The organism is Sedimentibacter sp. (genome assembly GCF_032080165.1).
In the GTDB taxonomy this organism is placed as follows: Bacteria; Bacillota; Clostridia; order Tissierellales; family Sedimentibacteraceae; genus Sedimentibacter.
Genome location: NZ_DAMASY010000011.1, coordinates 111,785 through 128,697, shown reverse-complemented (window position 1 = coordinate 128,697; position 16,913 = coordinate 111,785). Strand labels below are relative to the sequence as shown.

The window sequence follows — 16,913 nt, the reverse complement described above, 5'->3', positions numbered from 1 at the left end:
TCGCTTAGCTTTTTTTACTTTGTTTGTTTGTTCAATTTATTTGAACTCAAAGGTTTCTTATGCTGTTTTATTGTCTATGTTCGGTTTTTCGCCGTCTCTTGAGACAGCTTGAACAGTTTATCACATCTTTTTGATGGTGTCAACTGTTAATTTTTTCTTGTTGCTCCCTGTCGGTTAGGAATAAAATTTTATCATACGAGACATATGTTGTCAAGTATTTTTTGTCTTATGTTTTTGCTGTCTGCGTCGACAGCTTTGTTAGTTTAACACAACTATATGTTATTGTCAACTATGTTTTTACATATTTTCTCTGTAGATTTTCAACTGAATTGAAATGCTTTTTAATTTTAGCTTACTTAATTATCTTTGTCAATCCCCTATTTGGAATTTTTAATTTCCATTTTTCAATAAGGGCTTCCCGTCATTCGACGGCTTCAGTGGGGGATTGAACCCCACTGAGAAAATTAACTTTGTCATCAATCTATATAACACATTTATTGTATAGAAAAATAGAAATTTTGATACTTTATAATTATATATTTTTTGAAATACTTAAAAATGATTACTGTATTTTACGAAATATGTAAAATTATATATAATAATGTTGAGTTTTAAAAGCTCTTATAATATAATTAAAGAAACATTTAGAAGCAGGTGAAACTAATGGAAAATACCTCAATTAAAAAACTGTCCTCTTCGGAATTATCATATTTTTGTTCGCAAATTGCAATGGTTTTAAAATCAGGAATATTGATAGCTGATGGAATTGAATGGATGTACAACGATATGGAACAAGGAAATATAAAAAATGTTCTGAAATTATTGAAAGATAATTTATCCAATAAGATACCGCTTTATAAAGCAATGGAAAGCACGAAGTGCTTCCCTTCATATATAGTAAACATGAGCCAAATAGGAAGTGTTACAGGTAGATTGGATGACGTAATGAATTCCTTGTCGGATTACTACGAGAGAGAGAACTTTTTAAAGGGTAAAATTAAAAGTTCTATATTTTATCCTACTCTTTTATTTGCTATGATGTCTTTTGTAATCGCATTATTGGTTACAAAGATATTTCCTATATTTGAAAATATGATAAATGAATTAGGTGGAGAATCCATCGGACAAGTTTCGTTCTTAATGTCATTTTCTACCGGAATTTTAATAGGCAGATTTACATTGATATTAGTTATAATTATTTTATTGTTAATTGTTTTTATATACATATTAAATAAGACTGAAAACGGGAAGTCAACAATCAGAAAATTTTTAAATGATTTTATTTTTACAAAATCTATAATGAAAAAGATAACTGCTTACAGATTTTCTTCTGCTTTATCTTTGTTGTTATCAAGCGGTATGCATATTGATAAATCTATAGATATATTATTGGATGTTGTGGAGGACCCGCTCCTGAAACACAATATTAAAGCATGCTGCACATCAATGAGCAAAGGCGAAAGCTTTATTGATTCAATTTCTAAATTATCTTTATTCTCGAGCATGCATGTTCAAATGCTTAATATGGGACAACGCACAGGTGAGATGGACGTTGTTATGAAAAAATTAACCAATATCTACGAAAATGAAGCAGATCGTTCAATAAGCAATGCTGTTTCATTGATTGAGCCGGTATTAGTCGGAACGCTATGTGTTGTTATTGGTTTTATATTAATATCAGTTATGCTTCCATTAATGAATATAATGTCATCAATCGGCTAATTGGAGGTACCAAATGAAAAAGTACGTCTTTAATTCAATTACCTTAATATTAGTATTTTTACTTTTCTTCTATTTCTCAGTTGAAAATGTAAAAACACAAAGAGATAATGAAAAAACATATATTTTAGCAGATGCAATTATAAAAAGTGCAGTTCAAGCTTATGCAATAGAAGGATTTTATCCTCCCGATATAGAGTATTTGGAAAATAATTACGGACTCATTGTAGACCATGAGAAATATGTAATAAGCTATAATGTTTTTGCTTCAAACATAATGCCTGAAGTTGAAATATTCTTAAAGTAAGAAAGGATTAATATGCTTAGTCAAAACCACAATAAACAATTTTCATTCCAGCTAATCTTTATAATGTTATTATTCCTGATTATTGTTATTATGTCTGTAATGATAATTTTGCTTGGTCAAAATATATACGAAAATATAAATGAAGACAGAGCAGATAATTATGCAAAGCGTGTATCTCTTTCTTACATAGCAAATAAAGTAAGACAAGCCGATAAAGAAAATTCGGTTAGAATAGAAAAGTCAGGAGATATTCAAGCTTTAGTCATAAAAGAAGTATATGACGGTGATTATTATGAAACATGGATTTATTATTATAATAACGGATTATATGAATTGTTTGCCGATGAAGACATTCAATTTAACCCTGAAGACGGTATGAAAATTATGAATGTAGACAGTTTTTCAATCGAAAGGTTAAATAATAAATTGTATAAATTTATAGCAGAGTACGATAAATCAAATATAGAATTAATAATAAATGTAAATTCCAATCAACAATAGGGTGAAATATGAAAAATAAATTTTCTATAAATTTAGAAGTAACATTGGTCGAAATAATATTATCCGTATTAATTTTTGCCATAGCCGGAGTAATAAGCTTAAATTGCTTTTTTATCGCAAGATTTACTCAAATAAAAGCCAATGATAAAGTAATTGCCGGCAATTTAATTCAATCTAATATCGAAATAATTAAATCACTTAACAGCTCTGATGAAGCAGAGGATTTTCTGCTTCATAACTTTAAGCTTTTAAAAAGTGAAAATAATGTACACACATATATTAATTTTTACGATAAAAGCTGGAAATTAAGTAATGATGTTGACAACGAATATTTCATTACGGTGAACATATCAGATGAATTTTCCAACAATGGTACATTAATGGATATTGAGCTGATAGCGGAGAGGATTAAGCCCTATCCTTTCTTAAATAAAAACAATAATAATCAAGCTATATATACAATAGAAACTAATAAGTTTTTCCCAAGCTATTAACGGGGGTTGTTATGAAAAATAATATATCGATGGGAATGGGTGGAACGTTGGTGATAGTTATCTTTGTAGTGCTATGTTTAACTGTCTTTGCCACGTTGTCATTTACTACCGCTTATTCGGATTTGAAATTAGTTAACAAGACTCATGAAATGACTTCTGACTATTATACAATAGAAGGAAATGCAGAAAAAAGATTGTCTGAGATTTTTAATGTTATGATTGAAGCAGCACATGGTGATCTTAATAGCTACTATCATAGATTATCCGATTTGTTATCAAGAACAGAATACGTAACTGTATTAAATAATGATAAGAATGACTTTAAAATATATTATGAAGTTCATGGTAATAAAAATCAAAAGATATGTGTAACTCTAAGAGTTTTAAATGATGTAACAAATAAACCAAAATACGAAATACTGACTTGGAACTTAGCAAATGCTGAATTACCTGTTTATGAAGAAGAATACATTGACTTATGGGAAGGTATTGAATGATGAAAATTATAGACATATTTAATTATGCCATTGAAAAGAAAGCTTCAGATATTTTTATAGTTGCGGGACGCCCTTTATCATACAAAATAATGGGTGAAATTGTTTCATTCAATGAGGTTCCCCTTACAGCAGAACAATCATATGTAATAATATACGATATATTTAAATTAGCAAAAAATGACAGTATGGATGTTCTTTATTCTAAAGGTGATGTTGATTTTTCATTTTCAATCCCTAAGCTTGGCAGATTCAGAGTCAGTGCTTACATGCAGCGTAATTCTTGTGCGGCCGTAATAAGGGTTGTATTTTTTCAGCTTCCTGATCCCCAAAAATTAGGAATACCCGAGACAGTAATGAATATGTATAAAAAGACAAAGGGCATGATTTTAATAACAGGTCCTGCAGGCAGTGGAAAATCAACAACTCTTGCTTGTATAATCGATAGAATAAACGCTGAAAGAAACTGCCATATCATGACCTTTGAAGACCCTATAGAATTTATACATAGACACAAAAAATCCATAGTAAGCCAAAGAGAAATTTCATCGGACACTAAAAGCTATATTTCAGCACTCAGGTCCTCATTGAGGCAAGCACCGGATGTTTTATTGATCGGGGAAATGAGGGATTTAGAAACTATTGAAATTGCTCTCACTGCTGCAGAAACAGGTCATCTTGTACTTTCAACTTTACACACTACCGGTGCGGCAAACACCATTGACAGAATCATTGATGTATTTCCTGCAAACCAGCAGCAGCAAATAAGAATTCAATTATCTATGCAATTGCAGGCAGTTATATCCCAACAGCTTATTCAATCGCCTACAAACGGCAGAATACCTGCTTTTGAAATAATGACCGTAAATAATGCCATCTCAAATTTAATAAGAGAATCAAAGATTCATCAATTAAACAGCGTTATATACTCATCAGAAGAAAATGGTATGAAATCAATGGATACAAGTATATTGGAATTATATAAAAAAGATATGATAAATAAAGAAAATGCACTAATGCATTCAATGGATCCTGATTTAATGTTAAAGAAATTAACATGAGCAGCATAAAAGCCCCTGAGGAGGAGAAGGGGCTTTCATTAGTACTCAAACTTCTTTGTGTAATATTGTCTATCAATAAGTTTGTTTGTATATTCCATTACTTGCGGGCTGTTTGATTGCTTTGCGGTGGAAGCAATAGTAGAGTCCATCAACTTCCATTCCTTTCCGTCGAAGTACAATTTATCTAAGGCAATCCAGCCTGTTTCCTTTGTATATACTTCATTCCATGCATGAAATGCACTTAGATTCTGCGAATACCCTGTTACTAATTTAGTGGGTATTGAATTTGAACGAAGCATTGCTGCCAACAGTGACGAATAATCATAGCATATACCCTTATTTTCCTTTAAAATTTCATCAACATCAGGCAAGTAATCACTTTTTACATTTTTAGATTTGTCATTATCATATGCAATATTAGATATCACATAATCATATATCGCTTCTACTTTTTCTAAGTCATTTGTCTTGTTTTCTGTAAGTTCCTGTGCTTTCTTAACCGTTTCAGACTCAGCAGTATAATTAATCATCTGGCTTGATATTAAGTACGGAGCGTTTTCATCCTTTAATTTCACATTTATATCTGCAGCTTGCTTAGCTGCATATCTGTTATCACTTATATTTTCAAATACTCTTACTTTATATTTTCCATCTCCAAGCTGAAGCGGATATGTATCATACTCACCCTTATTATTTAAATTATATGTATACTGAATTGAATCCTTTTCTATTATTACCTTTAATTTTTTTGTAGTTTCATTTAAATATTTAACTTTTATATATCCATCAGCTGCATTTGAAGCATCTATTTCTGATTTTGAACCCTTATATATGTCCGCACCGTAAACAACAGATGAAAAAGAAAATATTAATATTAAAGCGAATAGAACTATTTTTAATTTTTTCATACGTTTGACCTCTTTTACTTTCCTATAAGCAGATGACCCAAATTTTAATTTGTGTCAGTCGCATATGCTGTAAGTGAAAAAAAAGCTTTGCAAAAATTGCAAAGCATATAATTCGAATGTACGTACATACAGCAACTGGCTGTCATACCATTTTCATGGCTTAGACCCTATAGCTTTGCGTCATTTCCTTTAGGAAATTTTGCCTATTTAATTGTTTACATAATAACATGGATGTCTAAATTTGTCAATAAGTATTTTAATATGATTTTATTCCAATCGACATGTTGTTTCAAAAGAGACATCTCTTTTTATTCACGCTTAGCGCTATAAAAAGCCGATTCTGAACCGTTGTAATATCCATATTTCTTAAACTTCATGCCGCAATTTTCAAGAGATTTGATCGCTCCTACATTATTAATGTCCGTTACAGCAACAATTTCATCTATATCTAACTCATATAATCCATATTCAATGACTGCTTTAGTCAATTCCGAAGCATATCCCTTACTCCAATATTCCGGCAAAATCTTTGTTCCAATTTCTACAGCTTTAATTTTATTAGAATACATTAATTGAGTTATTCCTATTACTTCTCCGGTATCCTTAAGAGTAACTGCCCAACTGTTAAGCTTATCTTTTCTATAGTTTTCAATTATTCTCCTGAGTTGTCTTCTGCATTCGCTTAATGTGCTTAATTTATACCATGGAATGAATTCCAATAATTTTCTATCACTTTCAATTTCATATAAACTTGAAATATCATCTTCTTCAAATTCCCTGATTATCAATCTATTAGTTTCAACAATTTTATTCATTGGATCGCCTCACAATACTTAATGGTATATTTCATGTTATGAAGCTAAGCCATGGATTGTGAAAGAATAATAACCAGTATATAAAAGCGATCACTGAACATCGAACAGTTACATATATAAAAAAACACGAAATATATATTCCGTGTTTTTTTATATAGTGCGGATGAAGGGACTCGAACCCCCACGCTAAAGCGCTAGATCCTAAGTCTAGTGCGTCTGCCAATTCCGCCACATCCGCGCAATTTGCCGTCTTCGTTAACAGCAAGATTGATTATACTATACACATAAATACTTTGTCAAGCACCTTTTTCACATATTTTGTTTTTAAATTTTACCAGCTTTTCAAAACTATCTATGATTTCTATATTATTAATTGATAGTGATGTTTGTACAATATTTAAATGGTTGCTCGTGGTATAGGCAACAGGTTTATTGTAAGATGAGGCGAACCTGACTGTGTGTGATGTACCACCCTTTTGTCCTCCCTCAATAACTATAACTCCATCCGATATGGCTGCTATTATTCTGTTCCTGTCTACAAATGTATAGCTTTGTGACTTTAAGTTAGGAGGTAGTTCAGATACTATTGCTCCTCCGCTTAAAATTATCCTGTTATATAATACTTTGTTTGCTTTTCGAGCATATAAATGACCGGAAGGAATTACTGCAACCGTCTTTCCGTTTGCCTGCAGGCAACCGCAATGAGCAGCTTCATCACAGCCGGATGCTAATCCGCTTACGATACAGCATTGTTCTTCGGTAAGCTTTTCTGCAAAAATAGAACTTATTTCGTAACCTTCCTGGGAAGGATTTCTTGTACCTACAATAGCAATATTATTATCCCGGTTAAGCAAATTTTCATCACCGTCAACATACAATAACAGCGGTTTATCTTCAATAGTTCTCAATTTGCATGGATATTCCTTATCATATATTCCTATTATCTTTAATTTAGCTTTTTTACAGGACTCAATTATGTTTAAAGCTTCCTCTTCAATTCTGTTTATGTCGATATGTACTTTTCTTATCCCAATACTGTTCAATAATTTTACAATTTCAGAAAAGTTGTTTAATCTTAAGTTCTTATAATCTATATAACTTAAAATTTTGCTGATTGATTTTCTCCCTAATCCATCAATTAGCTGCAGCTTGATAATATCCTCATTGCTAATCATTTTTTACCCCTTGTTAATCATGCTAAAGATAGTGTTTTACATTTTAACACATAATTAGACAAAAGAAAACTCTTCTTTTTGAAAAGAAGAGTTAAGAAAATTTAATTATTTAGCCAATTGTTACAAGTGCATCTCCTGTGCTCACATTAGATGACTTAGTTGTGTGAATTTTATTAACAATTCCATCATTTGGTGCTACAATTTCATTTTCCATTTTCATTGCTTCTAATATTAAAATAATATCTCCTGCTTTTATAGCCTGACCTTCTGTTACTTTAATATCTAAAATTGTCCCCGGCATAGGTGCTGTTATTAATTCGCCTGATACAGGTCCTGTCGGTGCTTTTGCTTCTTTAGGAGTTATTTGAGCTGCCGGTGCAGGTTGTGCTACAGGCTGCGGTGCAGGTTGAACCACTGTAAAACCTCCCTGTCCTGCTCCTACTTCTTCTACCTCTACTGCATACAATTTGCCATTTACTGTGATGTTAAATTTCTTCATTTTTCCTCCGTTGCAATTATCTCATTAATTTCAGCCTGCCCTTTAATGCCCATACTGAATCCAATTCATATGTTCTAATTATATTTCTTACTATAAATTCACTTGTGCTCTTTCCTAAAATGCATGATATTGCAGCTGTTATAGCAGCGACTTCTTCTTCCTCGTTCATTGATGCAACTGCAGCTGCAATTACTGCTGTAATCTCATCTTCATCTTCAATTTCAGAATTAGTATTAATCGTGCTCAGCTCTTCTTCCTTATTCTTTCTAAACAAATTACTAAAAAAACTCACTTGTCGCTCCTATAGAGGTATATTGCCATGTTTTTTTTCAGGTCTCAAAACTCTCTTTCCTGCTAACATATCAAAAGCACTGATTATTCTCTTTCTTGTTTCAGCCGGCTCTATAACTGCATCAACATAACCTCTTGCAGCAGCGGTATATGGATTTGCTACCTTATTTCTATATTCTACAATCATTTCATTACGTTTTGCATTTTGATCTTCTGCCTCTTCTATTTCTTTCTTAAATATGATATTTGCGGCTCCTTCCGGTCCCATAACAGCTATTTCAGCTGTAGGCCATGCCAATACCATATCTGCTCCTAATTCTTTGTTACACATTGCAATATATGAACCGCCGTATGCTTTTCTTGTTATAACTGTTACCTTAGGTACTGTTGCTTCCGAGAATGCATAAAGCATTTTTGCACCGTGTCTTATAATTCCACCAAACTCCTGAGTTGTTCCCGGTAAAAATCCCGGTACGTCCATTAATGATAGCAATGGAATATTAAAAGCATCACAAGTTCTTATAAATCTTGCAGCTTTGTCAGACGTATTGATATCTAAGCATCCTGCCAATACCTTAGGTTGGCTTGCTACAACGCCAATACTTGAGCCGTTTAATCTTATAAAACCGGTAATAATGTTCATTGCATAGTATGGCTGATATTCTAAAAACTCACCGTTGTCTGCTAACTTTTGTATGATTTCCTTCATATCATATGCCTTATTTGGATTATCAGGCACTATTTCATTTAATATTTCATCAATTCTGTTCAAATCATCTGAAACAGGTTGTGAAGGAGTTAATTCTAAATTGTTCTGAGGCAAGAAGCTTATTAACCTTTTAATGTGATTCATGCATTCTTCTTCCGAATCATCAACAAAATGCGCAACTCCGCTGACACTGTTATGTGTCATAGCCCCACCTAATTTTTCAGGAGAAACCTTTTCACCTGTAACAGTTTCAATTACATTCGGACCTGTAATAAACATTTTGCTTGTATTTTGAACCATAAATATAAAGTCGGTGATAGCCGGAGAATAAACCGCTCCGCCTGCACAAGGACCTAAAATTACTGAAATTTGAGGAATTACTCCTGAGCTGATTGTGTTATTGTAAAATATTTTTCCGTATCCTGAAAGTGCATCTACACCTTCTTGTATTCTTGCTCCGCCCGAATCGTTTATACCAATTATAGGCGCTCCGACTCTAAGTGCCATCTCTTGTGTCTTAGCGATTTTTGCAGCGTGCATTTCTCCTAAGGAACCACCAATCACAGTGAAATCCTGTGCGTATATGTAAACTAATCTTCCGTTAATTGTTCCGTATCCGGTAACTACGCCTTCACCGGGAACTATCTTCTTTTCCATACCAAAGTTTACACATCTGTGTTCTACAAAGGCATCAATTTCCACAAAGCTTTTTTCGTCAAGCAAGCTTAATATCCTTTCTCTTGCTGTTAACTTACCGCTTCCATGCTGTTTGTCTATCGCCTTTTGTCCACCGCCTAATTTTACATTCTTGATTTTTTCTCTAAGCTCATTTAATTTTTCGTTTGGCAATTTTAAACCTCCTAAGTCATTTTTTACCGTACCTATGTATATAAAATAATAAATTTTGTGAACAAAGTCAACCTTTATATAAGTTTAAATTTATATATTTTTAATAAAGGTATCCTATTTGTCAATTATTTCTAAAAATCAAATATTTTTAATTATATAAACTTATTATTTTAATCATATTCTTCCTTAATGCATATATTGATTATTAAACAGGTTAAATAACTTGAAAGGTGTGTTACTATGAATGCTAATAATATAAAGCCGTACAAAGTTAAAAATATGATCTCAAAAAAATTAGAAATACCGACTCAACCTGAAGAAGGCTCGGTAGGATATATTTCAACTGTAGTATATACTGCTTCGGGTGCCCTCCCTGTACCTGATGCAATAATTACTGTATATAATATAAATGAGGCCGGTGAAGAAAATATTTTATTTCATCTTGTTACCGATAGAAGCGGAAACTCTCCCTTAATTACACTGCCTGTTATGCGTGGAGAAAGAGAATATGAATTTACAACATATAATATAAGAGTTCAGGCAATCGGTTATTATACCACGAATGTACTTGATGTAAGAGTTTTTCCTGATGTAACCACAACTTACAGAATAAATCTCATTCCTACGGCGCAGGGGACTGACAAAGAAAACGGTCAGACCGTCATAATTCCGCCTATACCACTTGATATAACAAATTAAAGGAGCTTAATATGAGTGTACAAATACCCAACGTATCACCAATTATAGCAATTGATGAGCCATTCCCCGGAACACTGCAATTAGGTGACATCAATGAACATGTACTTACTTTAAAAAATGAATTAAATGTAATTTCTGTTAATTATCCGGATATTCCAAGAATATATCCGGTCAATCAGGAATTTGATGAATCTACGGAAACAGCAGTAAGGAATTTCCAAAGGATTTTTCAATTACCTGTTACGGGAGTTGTAGACAAAGCAACATGGTTTGAAATAAAAAGAATTTATGAGGCAGTGAGAAGATTAGCTGCTTCCTCTTCTGAAGTAATTATTCCAATAGAGATTTATCAAGAAAATATACCCGAACCCGGAGCTAATGAAATTTTTCCGACTATTCAGCTTGCACAATATTTTCTCAACGTTCTTTCCGTATATTATGATGCGATACCTGCAGTAGATATTAACGGTACACTTGATAATGAAACACAATATTCAATACGTCAATTTCAAAGAATAATGGGTTTACCTGCTACCGGCTTTTTAGATGATGAAACATGGAATCTTATGTACAGTTATATACTGGGTATACTTGAAACATTGCCCTCTACGGCAATATCGCTTCCTGCATTGTTGTATCCCGGTGTAGTATTAACTGAAGGCTCTGAAGGTGCAAATGTATTTATAATGCAGCTTTTTCTGTCATATATAACATCAATAATATTAAGCATTCCTCCCGTAAATACAAATGGGTTGTTTGATGCACAAATGACAACTGCCGTAACAGAATTTCAAAGATTAAACGGTATCGAGCCCACCGGCATGATAAATGAAGAAACCTGGAGCAGAATTGTTGATGTTTATCGCCAAATGAGATTTTCAAGCTACAGACCGATAGGTCAATATCCAGGCACATTAATAGGAGAATAGTGAGGTTATTTTATGATTCAAGAATTAACTGAATTTAATCTTCCGGCTGAAACGCTGCCCCATTTAATAGTTCCATTTCCCATAGAAATAACAGTACATTTAGGAGCGCCAGACGATCAAAACGCTTTAAACGTAACTGTTCCCTATTTAGACTATATTAAAAATGTTGGTTCAAGCGAACTATACCCTACATGGCCTGAAGAAGCAATTAGAGCAAATTTATACGCTATTAACTCTGTTGCCATGAACAGAATTTTTACAGAATGGTACAGAAGCAGAGGTTACGACTTTGATATTACTAACTCACCTGCCTATGATCAGGCATACGTACACGGCAGAGGTATTTTTGATACCATAGCAAATGTAGCAAATGAAATGTTTGACCAATATATTGTGCAAGAAGGTCATATAGAACCGCTATTTACAACATTTTGTGACGGAAGAATTGTACAGTGCAACGGCATGTCCCAATGGGGAACAGTTGAATTAGCCAACCAGGGTTATAGCGCTTTAGATATTCTTAGATATTATTATGGAGATAATATTATAATTGAACAAAGTGAAGCACCCGGTATAATTGTAGGAACTTACCCAGGAAGACCGCTAACAATCGGTGATTCCGGAATTACGGTTTTCAGAATGCAGCATTCATTGAACAGAATATCAGATAATTATCCCGCTATACCTCAAATTCCTATAACCGGATACTATGATGATCAAACCGCAAATGCTGTAAAAGTTTTTCAGGAAGTGTTTAATTTGCCTGCTACAGGTATAGTAGATGAAGAAACCTGGTATTATATAAGACGTATTTATATAGCTGTAACGCGACTTGGTGAATTGGCTTCTGAAGGTCTTATGATACGCGATTTAATTGACATGTATTCATCAATTATTTTGGAAGGCGGAAATCGACCTATAGTAGTTTTAATTCAATATTTTTTAGATTTATTATCGGTATTTTATCCCACAATCCCACCCGTACAAATAGATGGTTACTATGGTCCTCAGACAACAGAAGCCGTCAGAGCGTTTCAAATTACAGTTGGACTTTCACCTTCGGGAATTGTAGACCAGCAAACATGGAATGAATTGTATAGGACCGCTTACAACATTTTAATAAATTTACCGGTAGAAGAGATATATTTGCCAAGCATAAATTTTTTAGGATTAGAATACAGTGAAGGCATGGGAACATATTACCCAGGTATATTCTTATTAGAGGTTATGCTTTCATATTTATCTACACGGTTTCCTGATATACCCTCTATTGAAGCAGAGGGAACCTTTGATACCGATACCAGAAATGCTGTTATTGCATTTCAAAATATGGAAGGTCTTACCCCCACAGGTGTAGTTGACGAAAATACGTGGAATGCATTAGTAAGTGTTTATCAAAATTTAAGGAACAATAGCACGGTATAAACTAATGTCATTTAGCTCTTGACAAATTAAAGTCCTTTGTTAAAATATATTTAGCACTCATAACTTCAGAGTGCTAATACATTTTAGGAAGGATGATAAAATGGCCAAAAAACAATTTAAATCTGAATCTAAAAGATTATTGGATTTAATGATCAATTCAATTTACACACATAAGGAAATATTCCTGAGAGAACTTATTTCAAATGCAAGCGATGCTATAGATAAAAGCTATTATAAATCACTGACAGATAACAGCATCGAATTTAACAAGGATGATTTTTACATAAGGATTACTGTTAATGAAAATGAAAGGATTTTAAAAATATCCGATACAGGAATTGGAATGACAAGGGAAGAATTGGATTCCAACCTTGGAACTATTGCAAAAAGCGGCTCTTTTGATTTTAAGGAAAACAATGAAGTCAAGGATGGTGTTGATATAATCGGACAATTTGGAGTCGGCTTTTACTCCGCATTTATGGTTGCTGATAAAGTAACAGTTATCAGTAAGTCAATGGGAAGCAACGAAGCATATAAATGGGTTTCTGCAGGAGCAGACGGTTATACCATAATCCCTTGTGAAAAGGAGGAAGCCGGTACCGACATTATTATTAATGTAAAGCAAAATACAGAAGATGTTGATTATGATGAGTTCCTTGATGAGTATCACATCAGATCCTTAGTGAAAAAATATTCTAACTTCATCAAGTATCCTATAAAAATGATGGTTAAGAAAAGAAGGTTAAAAGAAGGAACCGAAAACGAATATGAAGATTACCAAGAAGATGAAATACTAAACAGCATGGTTCCTATATGGAGAAGAAATAAAAGCGAATTAAAGCCTGAGGATTATGAAAACTTCTATAAAGAAAAACATTTTGGTTTTGAAAACCCATTAAAATATACACACATCAGCGCCGAAGGATTAGTAAGCTACAATGCAATATTATATATTCCTTCAAGAACCCCTTTTGATTTCTACACAAAAGAATTTGAAAAGGGTCTTGAACTTTATTCTAACGGCGTGTTGATTATGAATAAGTGCGGAGATTTGCTTCCTGATTATTTCGGCTTTGTTCAAGGATTGGTTGATTCTGCGGATTTATCATTGAATATATCAAGAGAAATATTACAGCATGACAAACAATTGCAATTCATAGCAAAAAATATAAAAAGTAAAATAAAGAGCGAGCTGTTATCACTGCTAAAGGATGAAAGAGAAACATACGAAAAATTCTTCAGCAATTTTGGAAAGACACTAAAATTCGGCTTATACAGCGAATGGGGAGCTAATAAGGAAACATTGCAGGATTTAGTTATGTTCTATTCATCAACGGAGAAAAAGTTAGTGACACTTGATGAATATATATCCCGCATGAAAGAAGATCAAAAACATATTTATTATGCAACAGGCGAAAATGTAAACACTCTGTCAAAATTGCCGCAAAGCGAGCTATTATCCGATAAGGGGTATGAAATACTGTACTTTACTGATGAAATTGATGAATTTGCCATAAAAGCTCTAATGAATTATAAGGAAAAAGAATTTAAAAATATTTCAAGTGCTGATTTGGACATAAAAACCGACAGTGAAGAAGAAAAACAGGATGATGAAAACAAAGAAATATTCAATTTCATGAAAGAAGCTTTATCAGGTAAAATAAAAGAGGTAAAAACATCCAAGAGGTTGAAAACTCACCCTGTATGCCTTGCAACAGAGGGTGAATTATCTATCGAAATGGAAAAGATTCTAAAGTCAATGCCTGACAGCATGGGAAAAGACATAAATGCGGAAAAAATACTTGAAATAAACACCGGACATCAAATGTTTGAAAAAATCAAGGATGCATACGACAATGATAAAGAAAAATTAAAAAAATTGGCTAATGTGTTGTACAATCAAGCGTTGTTGATTGAAGGGCTTCAAATAGAAGACCCTGTACAATACGCAAATGATGTTTATGATTTAATGTAACAGCTAAAACAATAAGGAGATTCACGCAGTCTCATTCACAAAAATATTTACTTCCTTCTGTCGTATATTTTGGGAATTCGCTGCGGAGAATCTCCCTTTTAATAATTAAAATTTGCTTAATTTTTCATGTACTTCTTGAATAAACATTATATTATTGATATACTGAATATTATTTATTTGGAGGTACTATTTTGATAGAAATATTAAAGGCGATTATACTGGGTATTGTGCAGGGTATTACCGAATGGTTACCCATAAGCAGCACAGGACACATGATATTAGTTGATGAATTCATTAAAATGAATTTTTCAGATATATTCGTCAATACTTTTTTAGTAGTAATTCAATTCGGTTCAATTTTAGCCGTAATCACATTGTATTTTACCAAGCTTAATCCGTTTGCAAAGCGAAAAACATCAGAACAAAAAAGAGATACCTTCTCTCTTTGGCTTAAAGTAATTGTTGCTATTATACCTTCAGGAATAGTAGGCGTTCTATATGATGACCTGATTTTCGATCTTTTTTACAATCCCGTTACGGTAGCACTTGCTTTAATTGTTTACGGAGTAATAATGGTTGTAATTGAAGGCGGCAGAAAAAAATCAAGAATAAATCATTTTAATGACATGTCATATTTAAAAGCATTTTCCATAGGAATTTTCCAATGCCTTGCATTAATTCCGGGAACTTCACGTTCCGGCTCAACCATAATAGGTGCTATGCTACTTGGAACATCCAAGCTCGTTGCTACCGAGTTTTCGTTTTTTATGGCAGTTCCGACAATGTTAGGTGCAAGCGCAATTAAGCTTTTAAAGGCGGGCTTTGTATTTTCCGGATTTGAATGGATGGTTTTAGGAATCGGCTCATTGGTTGCCTACATAGTTTCAATCTTTGCAATTAAATTCCTGATGGATTACATAAGAAAGCATGATTTTAAAGCATTCGGTTATTACAGAATAGTATTGGGATTCTTAGTATTAGGTTACTTTTACCTGTTGTAACAATAGCATAACAATAAATGACAAAGTTATAAGCGACCGACACCAAATCAAAGATTTGGTGTCGGTCGCTTATACTGTAAGTGCAAAAACTACAGGTTGTTGAAAAAATTCGTCATGCAAGGCGCCGGAAGCCGGGCAGCCGCAGCGTATGCAGAAATACGTGAGGATTGACCGGCTGAACGGCAACGAAACAGGCGGGCGTTTTCAACAACCTGTCACTATTCAAAATATTCTTCTAAAGTCAGCCCGGACTCATAAACCTCTTTAGCCAATTCATTTCCTAAATATCTTATATGCCACGGTTCATACATATATCCGGTTATATCCTCTTTATCCTTGGGATATCTGATTATGAAACCAAATCTATATGCATTTTCGGCAACCCATTTTCCTTCATCAGTCTCTCCGAATGTATCATCTAACTGAAAGTTCATTGCTTCACAAGTTATATCCATGGATAACCCGGTCTGATGTTCGCTTTGACCCGATTTAGCACTGTATTTATCGGCAGCTGTCTTTCCCCAATTAGCAACATATGAATTATATAATGATTCTTGTGTGCTGTATGAACGGTATCCGGAACGTGCATATAATTCATAATTTTCCTCTTCCTTTGCAGTTTTAAACAGCTCAATCAATGCATTGTAAGCTGCTTCTCTAAGCTGATTTATTTCCGGATTCTCCAATACGGTAGGAACCTCTGTTAATTTAACTAAATCCTGCGGTACATACGTTTTTGAAAGAGTTCTTTTTTTATTTACCAATACATCATAAGCTTCAGGGCTTTCAATTAAAACCAACTTATCATCATTATCGATATTAACAGGTTCTTCCGGCATTTCCTCTTCACCCGGCTCTTCCGATACCGGATCTTCTGTTGGTTCTTCATCTTTTGGTTTTTCAACAACAGGATCAGGATTCTCACTTTCCGGCTCCTTTTCATTATTAATTCTTCCTTTTATCAAAAAAATTGCTCCAAACAAAATTATTAATAAGCTTGTAACTATTATTATTGCTCTTTTCATCTTACGTCTGTTTCTTATTTTCATTTTTATCTCCGTC

Annotated in this window: 18 protein-coding genes, 1 tRNA gene and 1 riboswitch; of the genes, 11 read left to right on the top strand and 8 right to left on the bottom strand. The window is 33.3% G+C overall.

What is annotated here, in order from left to right; all coding sequences use genetic code 11:
• The first annotated feature begins 663 nt into the window (after window positions 1-663).
• From RT412_RS14275 to RT412_RS14250, 6 genes are read left to right on the top strand one after another with little or no spacing between them, the layout of a single operon-like run.
• Window positions 664-1,722 (top strand): type II secretion system F family protein, encoded by a 1,059-nt coding sequence (locus RT412_RS14275; protein WP_313344850.1) that lies wholly within the window; start codon window positions 664-666, stop codon window positions 1,720-1,722.
• A gap of 13 nt (window positions 1,723-1,735) precedes the next feature.
• Complete coding sequence (locus tag RT412_RS14270) at window positions 1,736-2,026, top strand: hypothetical protein (protein ID WP_313344853.1); 291 nt, start codon at window positions 1,736-1,738, stop codon at window positions 2,024-2,026.
• A 12-nt stretch (window positions 2,027-2,038) separates the two neighbouring features.
• On the top strand, window positions 2,039-2,527 hold the full coding sequence (locus RT412_RS14265; RefSeq protein ID WP_313344855.1) for a DUF4860 domain-containing protein: 489 nt from the start codon (window positions 2,039-2,041) through the stop codon (window positions 2,525-2,527).
• Between the two features lie 8 nt (window positions 2,528-2,535).
• Entirely contained in the window at window positions 2,536-3,021 is a 486-nt protein-coding gene (locus RT412_RS14260) for a hypothetical protein (RefSeq protein WP_313344857.1), read from the top strand.
• Window positions 3,022-3,032: 11 nt separating this feature from the next.
• Window positions 3,033-3,518: a hypothetical protein gene (locus RT412_RS14255; protein ID WP_313344860.1), complete on the top strand. Its 486-nt coding sequence runs from the start codon at window positions 3,033-3,035 to the stop codon at window positions 3,516-3,518.
• Window positions 3,518-4,576 (top strand): PilT/PilU family type 4a pilus ATPase, encoded by a 1,059-nt coding sequence (locus RT412_RS14250; RefSeq protein ID WP_313345127.1) that lies wholly within the window; start codon window positions 3,518-3,520, stop codon window positions 4,574-4,576. Before RT412_RS14255 ends, RT412_RS14250 begins: the two co-directional genes overlap by 1 nt.
• Window positions 4,577-4,614: 38 nt before the next feature.
• Here the strand turns inward: RT412_RS14250 and RT412_RS14245 are convergent, their stop codons facing one another.
• The 7 genes from RT412_RS14245 to RT412_RS14215 all read right to left on the bottom strand — a co-directional run bounded on the left by RT412_RS14245 (window position 4,615) and on the right by RT412_RS14215 (window position 9,822).
• Entirely contained in the window at window positions 4,615-5,484 is an 870-nt protein-coding gene (locus RT412_RS14245; protein WP_313344863.1) for a transglutaminase-like domain-containing protein, read from the bottom strand.
• 127 nt (window positions 5,485-5,611) lie between these two features.
• Window positions 5,612-5,698, bottom strand: a riboswitch (cyclic di-GMP riboswitch).
• A gap of 94 nt (window positions 5,699-5,792) precedes the next feature.
• A complete protein-coding gene (locus RT412_RS14240) occupies window positions 5,793-6,299 on the bottom strand; it encodes a GNAT family N-acetyltransferase (protein WP_313344865.1) in 507 nt (168 codons plus the stop codon).
• A 158-nt stretch (window positions 6,300-6,457) separates the two neighbouring features.
• Window positions 6,458-6,537 (bottom strand) — tRNA-Leu (locus RT412_RS14235).
• A gap of 58 nt (window positions 6,538-6,595) precedes the next feature.
• Window positions 6,596-7,474 carry a DNA-processing protein DprA gene (locus RT412_RS14230; RefSeq protein WP_313344868.1) on the bottom strand — a complete coding sequence of 293 codons (879 nt, stop codon included), beginning with the start codon at window positions 7,472-7,474 and terminating at the stop codon, window positions 6,596-6,598.
• Window positions 7,475-7,583: 109 nt separating this feature from the next.
• On the bottom strand, window positions 7,584-7,973 hold the full coding sequence (locus RT412_RS14225) for a biotin/lipoyl-containing protein (protein WP_313344871.1): 390 nt from the start codon (window positions 7,971-7,973) through the stop codon (window positions 7,584-7,586).
• A 16-nt stretch (window positions 7,974-7,989) separates the two neighbouring features.
• The gene (locus tag RT412_RS14220; RefSeq protein WP_313344873.1) at window positions 7,990-8,265 is read right to left on the bottom strand and encodes a hypothetical protein; all 276 of its coding nucleotides are present in this window, start codon (window positions 8,263-8,265) and stop codon (window positions 7,990-7,992) included.
• 9 nt (window positions 8,266-8,274) lie between these two features.
• A complete protein-coding gene (locus tag RT412_RS14215; protein ID WP_313344876.1) occupies window positions 8,275-9,822 on the bottom strand; it encodes a carboxyl transferase domain-containing protein in 1,548 nt (515 codons plus the stop codon).
• A gap of 240 nt (window positions 9,823-10,062) precedes the next feature.
• On the opposite strand from RT412_RS14215, the gene RT412_RS14210 reads away from it, so the two are divergent.
• The 5 genes from RT412_RS14210 to RT412_RS14190 all read left to right on the top strand — a co-directional run bounded on the left by RT412_RS14210 (window position 10,063) and on the right by RT412_RS14190 (window position 15,851).
• Window positions 10,063-10,521 (top strand): carboxypeptidase-like regulatory domain-containing protein, encoded by a 459-nt coding sequence (locus tag RT412_RS14210; RefSeq protein WP_313344879.1) that lies wholly within the window; start codon window positions 10,063-10,065, stop codon window positions 10,519-10,521.
• An 11-nt stretch (window positions 10,522-10,532) separates the two neighbouring features.
• Complete coding sequence (locus RT412_RS14205; RefSeq protein WP_313344882.1) at window positions 10,533-11,450, top strand: peptidoglycan-binding domain-containing protein; 918 nt, start codon at window positions 10,533-10,535, stop codon at window positions 11,448-11,450.
• Between the two features lie 12 nt (window positions 11,451-11,462).
• Window positions 11,463-12,875 (top strand): peptidoglycan-binding protein, encoded by a 1,413-nt coding sequence (locus RT412_RS14200; RefSeq protein WP_313344885.1) that lies wholly within the window; start codon window positions 11,463-11,465, stop codon window positions 12,873-12,875.
• Window positions 12,876-12,975: 100 nt separating this feature from the next.
• Window positions 12,976-14,850 (top strand): molecular chaperone HtpG, encoded by a 1,875-nt coding sequence (gene htpG, locus RT412_RS14195; RefSeq protein WP_313344887.1) that lies wholly within the window; start codon window positions 12,976-12,978, stop codon window positions 14,848-14,850.
• Between the two features lie 191 nt (window positions 14,851-15,041).
• A complete protein-coding gene (locus RT412_RS14190; protein WP_313344889.1) occupies window positions 15,042-15,851 on the top strand; it encodes an undecaprenyl-diphosphate phosphatase in 810 nt (269 codons plus the stop codon).
• A gap of 218 nt (window positions 15,852-16,069) precedes the next feature.
• Here the strand turns inward: RT412_RS14190 and RT412_RS14185 are convergent, their stop codons facing one another.
• Window positions 16,070-16,900: a M15 family metallopeptidase gene (locus RT412_RS14185; protein WP_313344892.1), complete on the bottom strand. Its 831-nt coding sequence runs from the start codon at window positions 16,898-16,900 to the stop codon at window positions 16,070-16,072.
• Window positions 16,901-16,913 lie beyond the last annotated feature (13 nt).